The sequence below is a fragment of the Micromonospora sp. NPDC005367 genome, assembly GCF_040606825.1.
Taxonomy (GTDB): Bacteria; Actinomycetota; Actinomycetes; order Mycobacteriales; family Micromonosporaceae; genus Micromonospora.
The window spans coordinates 116,593-128,278 of record NZ_JBEXFP010000007.1; the positions used below are offsets into that span (position 1 = coordinate 116,593).

General features: G+C 72.8%; 10 protein-coding genes. 5 read left to right on the forward strand and 5 right to left on the reverse strand.

Annotated elements, in window-relative coordinates; genetic code table 11:
• Positions 1 to 148: 148 nt before the first annotated feature.
• Positions 149 to 760, forward strand: a complete 612-nt coding sequence (locus tag ABZS42_RS07835) for a histidine phosphatase family protein (protein ID WP_355143171.1) — start codon at positions 149 to 151, stop codon at positions 758 to 760.
• On the opposite strand, the gene ABZS42_RS07840 is transcribed toward ABZS42_RS07835, so the two are convergent.
• The 3 genes from ABZS42_RS07840 to ABZS42_RS07850 all read right to left on the reverse strand — a co-directional run bounded on the left by ABZS42_RS07840 (position 690) and on the right by ABZS42_RS07850 (position 3,550).
• A complete protein-coding gene (locus tag ABZS42_RS07840; RefSeq protein WP_355143172.1) occupies positions 690 to 1,196 on the reverse strand; it encodes an Lrp/AsnC family transcriptional regulator in 507 nt (168 codons plus the stop codon). The two genes, ABZS42_RS07835 and ABZS42_RS07840, sit on opposite strands and share 71 nt — an antisense overlap.
• Before the next feature lie 99 nt (positions 1,197 to 1,295).
• Complete coding sequence (locus tag ABZS42_RS07845; RefSeq protein WP_355143173.1) at positions 1,296 to 2,438, reverse strand: acyl-CoA dehydrogenase family protein; 1,143 nt, start codon at positions 2,436 to 2,438, stop codon at positions 1,296 to 1,298.
• Positions 2,435 to 3,550, reverse strand: coding sequence for a Xaa-Pro peptidase family protein (locus ABZS42_RS07850; RefSeq protein WP_355143174.1), 1,116 nt, complete (start codon positions 3,548 to 3,550; stop codon positions 2,435 to 2,437). The genes ABZS42_RS07845 and ABZS42_RS07850 overlap by 4 nt, the downstream gene beginning before the upstream one ends.
• 202 nt (positions 3,551 to 3,752) lie before the next feature.
• Between ABZS42_RS07850 and ABZS42_RS07855 the strand changes: the two genes are divergently transcribed.
• A complete protein-coding gene (locus ABZS42_RS07855) occupies positions 3,753 to 5,129 on the forward strand; it encodes a glycosyl hydrolase family 18 protein (RefSeq protein ID WP_355143175.1) in 1,377 nt (458 codons plus the stop codon).
• Between the two features lie 67 nt (positions 5,130 to 5,196).
• Here ABZS42_RS07855 and ABZS42_RS07860 read toward each other — a convergent pair whose 3' ends face one another.
• On the reverse strand, positions 5,197 to 6,078 hold the full coding sequence (locus tag ABZS42_RS07860; protein ID WP_355143176.1) for a winged helix-turn-helix transcriptional regulator: 882 nt from the start codon (positions 6,076 to 6,078) through the stop codon (positions 5,197 to 5,199).
• A gap of 86 nt (positions 6,079 to 6,164) precedes the next feature.
• Between ABZS42_RS07860 and ABZS42_RS07865 the strand changes: the two genes are divergently transcribed.
• The 3 genes from ABZS42_RS07865 (at position 6,165) to ABZS42_RS07875 (ending at position 8,806) form a co-directional block, all read left to right on the forward strand.
• Positions 6,165 to 7,433, forward strand: coding sequence for an MFS transporter (locus tag ABZS42_RS07865; RefSeq protein ID WP_355143177.1), 1,269 nt, complete (start codon positions 6,165 to 6,167; stop codon positions 7,431 to 7,433).
• 156 nt (positions 7,434 to 7,589) lie between these two features.
• Positions 7,590 to 7,823 (forward strand): hypothetical protein, encoded by a 234-nt coding sequence (locus ABZS42_RS07870; protein ID WP_355143178.1) that lies wholly within the window; start codon positions 7,590 to 7,592, stop codon positions 7,821 to 7,823.
• 62 nt (positions 7,824 to 7,885) lie between these two features.
• Entirely contained in the window at positions 7,886 to 8,806 is a 921-nt protein-coding gene (locus tag ABZS42_RS07875) for a 5'-3' exonuclease (RefSeq protein WP_355143179.1), read from the forward strand.
• A 55-nt stretch (positions 8,807 to 8,861) separates the two neighbouring features.
• Here the strand turns inward: ABZS42_RS07875 and ABZS42_RS07880 are convergent, their stop codons facing one another.
• Positions 8,862 to 11,642: a DEAD/DEAH box helicase gene (locus ABZS42_RS07880; protein WP_355143180.1), complete on the reverse strand. Its 2,781-nt coding sequence runs from the start codon at positions 11,640 to 11,642 to the stop codon at positions 8,862 to 8,864.
• Positions 11,643 to 11,686: the final 44 nt, after the last annotated feature.

Here is an 11,686-nt window from a genome sequence, read left to right on the forward strand (position 1 = left end):
CTGGGTCGGGACGGCGCCGGATGAGGGTTAGGGTAGCCTAACCTTCGCCGGTCATGAGAGGAAGATCCGCGATTCACTCCGCGGGCAGCTGGCCGCCCGCCCGCCACCTGCGCCCGGATGACCGCCCGGCTCGTGGTTGACTGGGTTCATGGGAGAGCTCCTGCTGATCCGGCACGGCGAGACGACCTGGAGCGCAAGCCGCCGGCACACCTCGTACACCGACCTGGAGCTCACCGCCGACGGGGAGCGGCAGGCCCGCGTCCTCGCCGCCTTCCTCGCCGGCCGCCGTTTCGTCAAGGTCCTGGCGAGCCCCCGGGTCCGGGCGCTGCGCACCGCGCAACTCGCCGGTCTCACCGTCGACGCGGTCGACGAGGACCTCGTCGAGTGGAACTACGGCGAGTACGAGGGACGCACCACCGTCGACATCCACCAGGACGACCCGCACTGGAACATCTGGACCGACGGCTGCCCGGGCGGCGAGTCCCCCGGCCAGGTCGGCGAACGGTTGGACCAGGTGCTCGACCGGGTCGCTCCCCTGCTCGACCAGGGCACCGTCGCACTGGTCGGCCACGCGCACAGCCTGCGGGTGCTCGGCGCCCGCTGGATCGGCCTGCCCCCGTCCGCCGGCGGTCTGCTCCGGCTGGACACCGCCACGGTGAGCGTGCTCGGCCACGAGCACGGGCGGCGGGTCATCCTGCGCTGGAACCAGCCCGCTCCTCCGGCCCCCGGGACCGCGCCCGACTCGCCGGTCCGGCACTGATCTTCGGCGGCCGGTTCTCGTACGGCGTGGAGAGCACCACCGTCGTGCGGGTGGTCACGTTCGCCGCAGTGCGGATCTCCTGGAGCAGCCGCTCGAGGTCCGCCGGCCCGGCCACCCGCACCAGCAGCATGTAGAAGTCCTCGCCCGCCACCGAGTAGCACGAGTCGATCTCCGGCAGGTGCGCCAACCGCTCGGGGGCGTCGTCGGGCTGGGACGGGTCGAACGGCCGGATCGCCACGAACGCGGTCAACGGCAGGTCCAGCGCCTCGAACGCGACCCGCGCCGCGTACCCCTTGATGACGCCCCGCTGTTCCAACCGGCGTACCCGCTGGTGCACGGCGGACACCGACAGGCCCACCTTCTCGGCCAGATCCGTGTACGACAGCCGGCCGTCTGCGGTCAGCGCGGCGATGATGGCGCGGTCGGTCTCCTCCACGGCGTGCAAACTACCGGGAAAACCGGCGTACGGCGATGAGGCGGCGCGGGCCGGCGCGATGATCGGCGCAACGCGCCTGCCCGACCACACCGGTTCGCCTCAGCCCTTAGCCAGCGCCCGGGAGATCAGCAGCCGCTGGATCTGGTTGGTGCCCTCGACGATCTGCAGCACCTTCGCCTCCCGCATGTACCGCTCCACCGGGTGGTCGGCGACGTAGCCCGCTCCGCCGAGCACCTGCACCGCGTCGGTGGTCACCCGCATCGCCACATCGGTCGCGAAGAGCTTCGCCTTGGCCGCCTCCGTGGCGTACGGCCGCCCGGCGTCGCGCAGGCGCGCGGCCGCCAGCAGCAGGGCGCGTGCCGCGGAGATCTGGGTGGCATGATCGGCCAGCGTGAATCCGAGCCCCTGGAAGTCGATGATGGCCCGGCCGAACTGGTGCCGTTGCTTCGCGTACCCGATCGCGTAGTCCAGCGCCGCCTGAGCCAGCCCCACCGCGCACGCGGCGATGCCGAGCCGGCCCGAGTCCAGTGCGGACATCGCGATGGTGAAACCCATCCCCTCGCGGCCCACCAGCCGCTCGGCCGGCACCCGGGCGCCGTCGAAGGCGATCTGCGCCACCGGTGAGGAGTGCAGCCCCATGGTCCGCTCGGCGGCCTGCGGCTGGATCCCGGGCGTGTTCCGGTCCGCGACGAGGCAGGAGATGCCCTTCGGGCCCGGCCCACCGGTACGGCAGAAGATGTTGTAGAAGTCCGCGCCGCGGGCGTGGGTGATCCACGCCTTGGTGCCGGTCACGACGTACGCGTCGCCGTCGCGCACCGCCTTGGTGGTCAGCGCCGCGGCGTCCGAGCCGCCCTGCGGCTCGGTGAGGCAGTACGCGCCGAGCTGCTCTCCGCCGATCATGTCGGGCAGCAGCTTGCGTTGCTCGGCCGTGCCGAACTGGGCCACCGGGTAGCAGGAGAGCGTGTGCACGCTGACCGCCTCGGCGACCGCGAGCCAGCGGCTGGCCAGAATCTCCAGCACCTGCACGTAGACCTCGTACGGCTGGGCCGCGCCGCCGTACTCCTCCGGGTACGGCAGGCCGAGCAGGCCCGCCCGGCCCAGCGTGCGCAGCACCTCGCGAGGGAACTCGGCGCGCTCCTCGTGCCCGGTGACCTTGGGCGCGAGCTCCCGGTCGGCGAGCTCGGTGGCGAGGTCCAGCAGGTCGTGGGCCTCGTCGGTGGGGAGGATCCGGTCGACAGTCATAGTGCGATGAGCTCCGTGGAAGTGATGTTGAGCCGCTGAACGCCGTCCGTCGTGCAGACGACGATGTCCTCTATCCGGGCGCCGTGCCGCCCCGCCAGGTAGATGCCGGGTTCGATCGAGAACGCCATGCTGGGCTCCAGCGGCCGGGCGTTGCCGGCCACCACGTACGGCTCCTCATGGCCGTCCAGGCCGATGCCGTGCCCGGTGCGGTGCAGGAAGGCGGAGCCGTAGCCGGCTCCGGCGATGATGTCGCGGGCCGCCGCGTCGACCGCCTCGGCGCTCACCCCGGGGCGTACGGCTGCCACGGCGGCCCGCTGCGCCTCTGCCAGGACGGCGTAGTAGTCGTCGAACTCGGTCGGCGCCGGGCCGCCGGAGACGTACGTGCGGGTGCAGTCGGAGCGGTAACCCGACGCCATGGTGCCGCCGATGTCCACCACGACCGGCTCACCGGCTCCGATCGGCCGTTCGGAGGTGTCGTGGTGCGGGCTCGCGCCGTTGGGGCCGGCGGCGACGATGACGAAGTCCACGGTGACGTGGCCGGCTTCCCGGATCGCCGCCGCGATGTCGGCTGCCACCTCCGCCTCGGTGCGTCCGGGGCGCAGCCACTCCCCCATCCGCCGGTGCACGGCGTCGATCGCCGCGCCCGCCTCGGCGAGCGCCGCCACCTCGGCCGGCGACTTGCGGATGCGCAGTTCGCGCAGCACCTCGCCGGCGAGTCGCTGCCGCGCGCCGGGCAGCGCCGCGCGCAGGGCGAGCACCTGTTCGGCCCACATCCGGTCGGCGAGCCCGACCGTGCCGACCGGCCCGCCCAGGGCGGCGGCGACCAGCGGGTACGGGTCGGTGCCGTCGGCGTGGTCGACGATGCGTACGCCGGTGGCCGGGGCGGGCGAGGCTTCCGCGGCGGGTCGTTCCAGGGCGGGCACGATCAGCGTCGGCTCGCCGTCGGCGGGCAGCACGAGGCAGGTCAGCCGTTCGCCGGCGCGCGCCTGGTAGCCGGTCAGGTAGCGCAGGTCGGCGCCGGGGGTGAGCAGGAGGGCGTCCAGCCCGGCTGCGGCGGTGGCGCGGCGGGCGGCGACCAGCCGCTCCGGCGGGTAGAGCTCGTCGGATTCCACGCCGTCAGCTTAACGGTCGTTTGGGGACCGGCCTAGCCGACAGGCAGGCCGGGAAGAGCTCCCCTATTCATCGAACTACATCATTGACTCGGATAGTTAACACTCTTTAAGATTTGGCTGCCTCGAGGCAACGTCCCTGTATCCACCCGTACGCCCCGGCCGGGGCGGTACGCGCCGCGACCCGTCCACGGGAAGGCCCTCGATGTCCAGACCACGACCCCGCCGCTCGGCCCTCGCTGCCGGCCTGCTCGCGCTGACCACCGTCGGTGCGACTCTCGCCCTGTCCCCCACCGCCGCCTCGGCGGCGGCGCTGCCGAACAACTTCAAGAGCGTCGGCTACCTGCCGTCCTGGAGCGGCAGCGTCACCAGCGTCCAGTACGGCAAGCTCACCCACATCAACTACGCGTTCGTGCTGCCGAACAGCAACGGCACCCTGCGCGCCGTGGAGAACCCGGGCAAGCTCTCCCAGCTCGTGTCGCTCGGCCACTCGAACAACGTCAAGGTGTCGATCGCGATCGGCGGCTGGAACGACGGCGACGACTCCGCCTTCGAGGCGCTCGCCGCCAACTCGGGCAGCCGCACCACCTTCGTCAACAGCGTGGTCAGCTTCGTCAACCAGTACAACCTGGACGGCGTCGACATGGACTGGGAGTACCCGGACCCGGGCGCCTCGGCCAACAACTACAGCCTGCTGATGCAGCAGCTCAGCAACGCGCTGCGACCCCAGGGCAAGCTGCTCACCGCCGCGGTCGTCTCCGAGGGCTACTACGTCCAGGGCGTCCCGACGGCCGTGTTCGGCTACGTCGACTGGCTCAACATCATGGCGTACGACGGCGGCAGCCCGCACGCCAACTACGACTGGTCGATCAGCAGCGTGAACGGCTGGAAGGCCCGTGGCCTGCCGGCCGCCAAGGCGGTGCTCGGCGTGCCGTTCTACAGCCGGCCCGGCTACTACACCTACACCGCGCTGGTGGGCATGGACCCGGCCAACGCCAACCGGGACTGCACCACGGTCGGCGGCGTCCAGCAGTGCTACAACGGCGTACCGACGGTGAAGCGGAAGACCCAGTGGGCGATGGCGAACGCCGGCGGGATGATGAACTGGGAGCTGTCGCAGGACCGCAACGACTCGACCTCCCTGGTGAGCGCGATCTACGACACCGCCATGGGCGGTGGCGGCGACCCACCGCCGACCGGACGTACCGGCCAGATCACCGGGATCGGCGGCAAGTGCGTGGACGTGGCCGCGGCCGGCACCACCAACGGCACGCCGATCCAGCTCTACACCTGCAACGGCACCAACGCCCAGCGCTGGACGGTGGGCAGCGACGGCACCCTGCGCGCGTTGGGCAAGTGCGCCGACGTCACCAGCGCCGGCACCGCGAACGGCACCAAGATCCAGCTGTGGGAGTGCAACGGCACCGGCGCCCAGGTGTGGCAGGCCCAGTCCAACGGCACGCTGCGCAATCCGGCGTCGAACAAGTGCCTCGATGCCACCGACAACAGCTCGGCGGACGGCACCCGGCTACAGATCTGGGACTGCTTCGCCGGCGCCAACCAGCGGTGGGTCCTGCCCTGATCCGCGCGAACGGCCCCCTGCCCACGCGGCAGGGGGCCGTTGCCGGACGGCGGGGCCCGACGAGGGGTCAGGCCGAGCCGTGCCGCCGGACCAGGTCGAGCATCTCGTCCACCGAGCCGGCCGGGTCGGTCACCGGGAACTGGACCGCACGGACCACCGCCGCCGCGTCGACGAGCACCGTCAACCGCTTCAGCCGGGCGACGCCGCCGGCGCGGAACGTCGGCAGCAGCAGTCCGGCGGCGAGGCGGCCGTCCTGGTCGGACAGGAGCGGGAACGGCAACCGGGCGTACGCGACGAAGTCGGCGAGCTGGTCGGGGCGCTGGGTGCTGATGCCGCGCACCTGGGCTCCGGCGGCCCGGAAGTTCGCGTACCGGTCGGCGTAGGTCGCCGACTCCAGGGTGCAGCCCGCCGCGCCCGGGATCTCGCCCCACCCCGGCGGATGCCCCGCGCTGCCGGGCGCGTACGCCCCGGGGAAGAAGTAGAGCACCGTCCACTCGCCCGCGGCGGCCGGCGTGACCGGCCGGTTGTCGGGTCCGGGCAGGCGAACCTCGGGTAGCCGCCGTCCGACCAGGTCGTGCGCCCGCCGGGCTTCGGCCGACCCGGCCTCGGCCGTCGCGGTGAGCTCGCCGTCGCCCATCAGGTGCCGGGTGCCCCAGTCCTGCAGGGCGAGCAGCACCGGCAACAGCCCCTCACCCTTCCCGGTGAGCAGGTAGTCGTAGCGCGGTGGGTGCTGCGAGTACGGCCGGCGTTCCAGCACCCCGTGCTCGACGAGCGCGCCCAGCCGCTCGGTCAGCGCCCGCCGGCTGACGCCCAGTTCCCGTTGCAGCGCGTCGAAGCGGGTCGTCCCGCCCGCGATGTCGCGCACGATGAGGAAGGTCCACCAGTCACCCAGGACGCCCAGTGACTGCGCTATGCCGCAGTCCGCGTCCGCCAGGTCGACTCGTCGCACATCCCACCTCCACCGCTCGGACCCGCCTCGACTATAGTCCGTTTCAGTTTGGAACTCTCTGGTTCGCGTCAACGGGGGAGGACGACTTGGACGTCGCAGGCAGAGCCGGAGTGTTCTGGCGTTGGTGGACCGCCTTCACCACCAGCGCGGTCGGGTCAGCGGTCGGCGCCGTGGCGCTGCCGCTGACCGCACTGACCGCGCTCGACGCCACGCCGTTCGAGATGGGCCTGATCGCGGCGGCCAACTACGCGGCCTGGATCGTCATCGGCCTGCCGGCCGGGGTGATCGTGCAGCGGCTGCCCCTGCGCGGCACCCAGGTGTGCGCCGACCTCGCCCGCGCCGTGGCCGTCGCGTCGGTGCCGCTCGCCTGGTGGTGGGGCCAGCTAACGATCGCCCACCTGGTGGTCACCGCGCTCGTGATCAGCTTCGCCAACGTGCTGTTCGACGTGGCCAACGCGACCTTCCTGCCGAGCATCGTCGACCGCGACCAGCTGCAATCGCGCAACAGCCTGAACTCCGGCACCCACGCCGCCACACAGCTCAGTGGCCCGTCCATCGGCGGACTCGCCGTGCAGGCGCTGGGTGCGGTGCCGACCCTCCTGGTGGACGCGCTCAGTTACCTGGCCTCGGCGGTGCTGCTGCGGACCCTGCCCGCCCGCCGCGCGGACACGCCGGAGCACTCGCCGCCGATGAGCGAGCTGATCCGGCAGGGCTGGCGCTTCGTCGCGTACCACCCCGTCATGGGCCCCGGCATGTGGGCCGCGACCGCGGTCAACTTCGTCTGCGGCGCGCAGTACGCGCTCTACCCGCTCTACCTGTTCCGGGACCTGCACGCCCCGGCCGGACTGGTCGGCGTACTGATCGCGGTCGAAGGCGTCGGCTCGCTGGTCGGCGCGGCGCTCACCCCGCGGATCACCCGTCGGCTCGGCACCGCCCGGGCGCTGATCATCTCGTGCCTGGTCTCCGTCGGCGGAGCGTTCCTCGTGCCCCTGGGCACCGGCTGGCCGGCATACGCCGCCTTCGCGGCGGGCAACGTCGTCTTCGCCGGCGGCGTGGTGGTGCTCAGCGTGACCACCCGGACCTACCGGCAGATCGCCAGCCCGCCCGACCTGCTCGCCCGGGTGATGGCCACCGTCCGCTTCGTCTCCTGGGGCGCGATCCCCGTCGGCGGCCTGGTCGCCGGCGCGCTGGCGGGCGTCCTCGGCGCACGGACCACGCTGCTGGTCTTCGCGGCCGCGGTGATCTGCGCGCCCCTGGCGCTGCTACTCTCCCCCGTGCGAAAGCTCCGCGACCTCGCGGATCACGACCGGGCCGCCGAGCCCGCGCCACTGCCCCAGCCGGTCGCCGGCCCCTGACCCCGGCGCGAAGCTCGGGGGCCGGTTGCGCCGGACACGGAGCACGCTGCCGGTGTCGTGGCCGCCGCCGCATCCGGTTCCGGGCGTCCCCCGGCGTCGACGTCGATAACCTGAGGCGGGATGTCCACCCGGGCACCGGGACCGGAAGGATCGACGGTGACAGGCAACCGGCCGAGTCGTCACGTCGTACGTCGTCGACGGCGGCGCCTGTGGAGCGGCGTGCTCGCGCTGGCCGGCCTGGTGCTACTGGTCATCGGGCTGACCGTGGCGGACGGCGTGGCCGCCTGGGTCGAGATCGTCGTCGCCGCCGTGCTACTGGTCGTGGCCTACGTGGTCCAGGCCATCGCCCGCCGGGAGACGCTGTACCGCCGCGACGACGACGGGCGCTGACAGCCGCGACGGTCCCGGCGGGGTGCTGTCGTTCGTCGCAGGCCTGTGCCAGGCTGTCCGGCGTGGCACACCGACCCCCGATCCTGCTGATCGACTCCCCGAGCCTCTACTTCCGGGCCTACTTCGGCATTCCCGAGTCCGCGGCCCGCGCCGAGGACGGCACCCCGGTCAACGCGGTGCGCGGTTTCCTCGACATGCTCGCGACCCTGATCCGCACCCGCCGACCCGACCGGATGGTCTGCGCCATGGATCACGACTGGCGACCCGACTGGCGGGTGGCACTGCTGCCGTCGTACAAGGCCCACCGGCTGGCGCCCGAGGGCGGCGAGGTGGTGCCCGACACGCTCACCCCGCAGGTGCCGGTGATCCTCGACGTGCTCGCCGCGATCGGCATCACGACCGTCGGCGCGGCCGGCTACGAGGCCGACGACGTGCTCGGCACCCTCTCGGTCACCCAACCGGCCCCGGCCGAGGTGGTCTCCGGCGACCGGGATCTGTTCCAGCTCGTCGACGACTCCCGGCCGGTGCGGCTGCTCTACGTCGGGCGGGGCGTGGCCAAGCTGGAGGACTGCGACGACGCCGCGGTCCGGGCCCGCTACGGGGTGCCCGCCGCCCGTTACGCCGACTTCGCGGCGCTGCGCGGTGACCCCAGCGACGGGCTGCCGGGCGTGCCCGGGGTGGGCGAGAAGACCGCCGCCCGGCTGATCGAACGCCACGGTGACCTCGACGGCATCCTCACCGCGCTCGACGATCCCCGCTCCGGTTTCGCACCCGGCCTGCGTACGAAGCTCGAAGCGGCCCGGGACTACCTGGCGGTCGCCCCGAAGGTGGTCCGGGTGGCCCTCGACGTGCCGCTGCCGGAATTGCCCACCGCGCTGCCGAGCGCGCCCGCCGACCCGGACACCTTGCTGGAACTGGCCCGCCGGTGGAACCTCGCCGGCTCCACCCGGCGCCTCGTGGACGCGCTCGCCGACCGCGCCTGAACTGACGGGCACCCGGACACCCCCGGGAGTGACCGTCAGCTCGGGGCAGCCGGAGTCAGGCGGCGGCGTGGTAGGCGAGCACCCCCCGGTTGATCTCGGTGATCGCCTGCCGGGCCGTGGAACGCAGCTCGGCCGACGCGCCGCCGGAGTCCTTGAGCTGGCCGAGCAGGTCGACCACCTGCCGCGCCCAGCGGACGAAGTCACCGGCCGGCATCTCCCCGTCGAACTCGTGACCACTGGCGAGCACCTTGGCGAGGGCCTCTCCCCGGGTCCACCGGTAGATCGGCCAGGCGAAGCCGAGATCCGGCTCCCGGGTCACCGACAGGCCACGCGCGGACTCGTCGGCCTCGATGTCGCTCCACAGCTTCAGTGTCTCGTCCACCGCGTCCGCGACCCCGCCACGCGGCAACGACGCCCGCTCGTCCACGTCGCGGCGCGCCTCGTAGACCACCACCGAGACCGCCGCCGCCAGCTCGGCCGGGGAGAGCCCGTCCCAGACGCCCCGCCGCAGGCACTCGGCGACCAGCAGGTCCGCCTCGCTCCAGATCCGGCCGAGCGTCCGACCCGCGTCGGTCACCTCGCCCCCGGTGCTCAGGTAGCCCCGGGCGCTGAGCAGTGCGACGATCCGGTCGAAGGTGCGGGCGAGGGAGCCGGTACGTCCGGCCACCCGCTGCCGCAGCTCCTCGGTGTCGCGTTCGAGGCGGCGCCGCCGCTCCGCCCAGCGGGCGTGCTCCTCACGCTCCGGGCAGGCGTGGCAGGGGTGCCGGCGCAGCTCCGTACGGAGCTGACTGAGCCGGTGGTCCTCGCCGACCGGTTGCCGGGACCGGCCGCCCCGGCGGCCACCGTGCCGGTCGAGCCCGGTGGCGGCCACGGCCGCGGCCAGGTCCCGGCGAGCAGCCGGCGAACGGTGGTTGAAGTGCTTCGGCACCCGGATCCGGGCGAGCACCTCGGCCGGGCTGGTGAAGTCCCCGGGGCCGACGCGCCCCGCCCAGCGGTCCTGGGTGAGCACCAACGGACGGGGCTCGCCGAACCCGCCGGTGGCCGGGTCCAGCACCACGGCCAGGCCGGCGCGGCGGCCGGACGGCACCCGCACCACGTCACCGACGCGCAGCCGCTCCAGCGAGGCCACCGCGGCCGCCTTGCGCTGGGTCTGCCCCTGGCGGGCCAGCGACCGCTCCCGGTCGGCGATCGCGACCCGCAGGGCGAAGTACTCGTCGAAGTCACCGTGGTGGCAGGCCGCCTCCGCGCCGTACGCCTCGATGGTCTCGGTGTTGCGCTGCACCTGCCGGGCCAGGCCGACCACCGACCGGTCGGCCTGGAACTGGGCGAACGACGACTCCAGCAGCGCCCGGGCGGGCTCCGCGCCGACCGAGCCGACCAGGTTGACCGCCATGTTGTACGACGGTCGGAAGCTGGAGCGCAGCGGGTAGGTGCGGGTGGAGGCGAGGCCCGCCACGTGCCGGGGGTCGGTCTCCGGCGACCAGACCACCACCGCATGCCCCTCGACGTCGATGCCGCGGCGACCGGCCCGGCCGGTGAGCTGGGTGTACTCCCCGGGGGTCAGGTCGACGTGTGCCTCGCCGTTGTACTTGACCAGCCGCTCCAGCACCACGCAGCGGGCCGGCATGTTGATGCCCAGTGCGAGGGTCTCGGTGGCGAAGACCGCCTTCACCAGGCCCCGGACGAACAGCTCCTCGACGACCTCCTTGAACGCCGGCAGCATCCCGGCGTGGTGCGCGGCGAGGCCACGTTCGAGGCCGTCGAGCCACTCCCAGTAGCCGAGCACGGAAAGGTCCTCGCCGGGGATGGCGGTCACCCGCGACTCGACGACCCGGCGGATCTCCGCCCGCTCCTCCGGTGAGGTGAGCCGCAGCCCGGCGGCGAGGCACTGCTGCACGGCGGCGTCGCAGCCGGCCCGGCTGAAGATGAACAGGATCGCCGGCAGCAACCCCTCCCGGTCGAGCCGGTCGACGATGTCGGGCCGCAGCGGACCCCGCCAGCGCGGTCCGCGCCGCCCGCCACCCGGGCCGGCGCTGCGCCCCTCACCCAGCTCCAGGCGGCGCACCGTGTCCCGCGTGTAGCGCAGCAACTCGGGGTGCACATCGTGCTTGCGTGCCGCGTCGGCGTCGTGGAACAGGTCGAACATCCGCTTGCCGACCAGCATGTGCTGCCACAGCGGCACCGGTCGGTGCTCGCTGACCACCACGGCGGTCTCGCCGCGCACGGTGACCAGCCAGTCGGCGAACTCCTCGGCGTTGGAGACGGTCGCCGACAGGGAGACGAGGGTGACCGAGGCGGGCAGGTGGATGATCACCTCTTCCCACACGCCGCCACGGAACCGGTCGGCGAGGTAGTGCACCTCGTCCATGACCACGTAGGCGAGCCCCTCCAGGGCGCTGGAGCCGGCGTAGAGCATGTTGCGCAGCACCTCGGTGGTCATGACCACCACGGGTGCATCGCCGTTGATCGCGTTGTCGCCGGTGAGCAGACCCACCTGGTCGACGCCGTAACGGTCCACCAGGTCGTGGTACTTCTGGTTCGACAGCGCCTTGATCGGCGTGGTGTAGAAGCACTTGCGGCGGGTACCCACGTCGCCCTCCGCCGCCTTGCCGCGCAGCGCCAGGTGTACGGCGAACTCGCCGACCACGGTCTTGCCGGCGCCGGTCGGCGCGCAGACCAGCACACCGCTGCCCCGCTCCAACGACTGACACGCTTCGCGCTGAAAATCGTCGAGATCGAACCCCAGGTCAAGGGCGAACTCGTCCAGCGCCGGGAACATGGAGGCCTGCGCGGCCCGGCGGCGCGCCGCGGCGTACCGCTCGGCGGGGCTCGACATGCCACCAAGATTAATGCGTGCCGCGACACGACACCGGGCAAGGC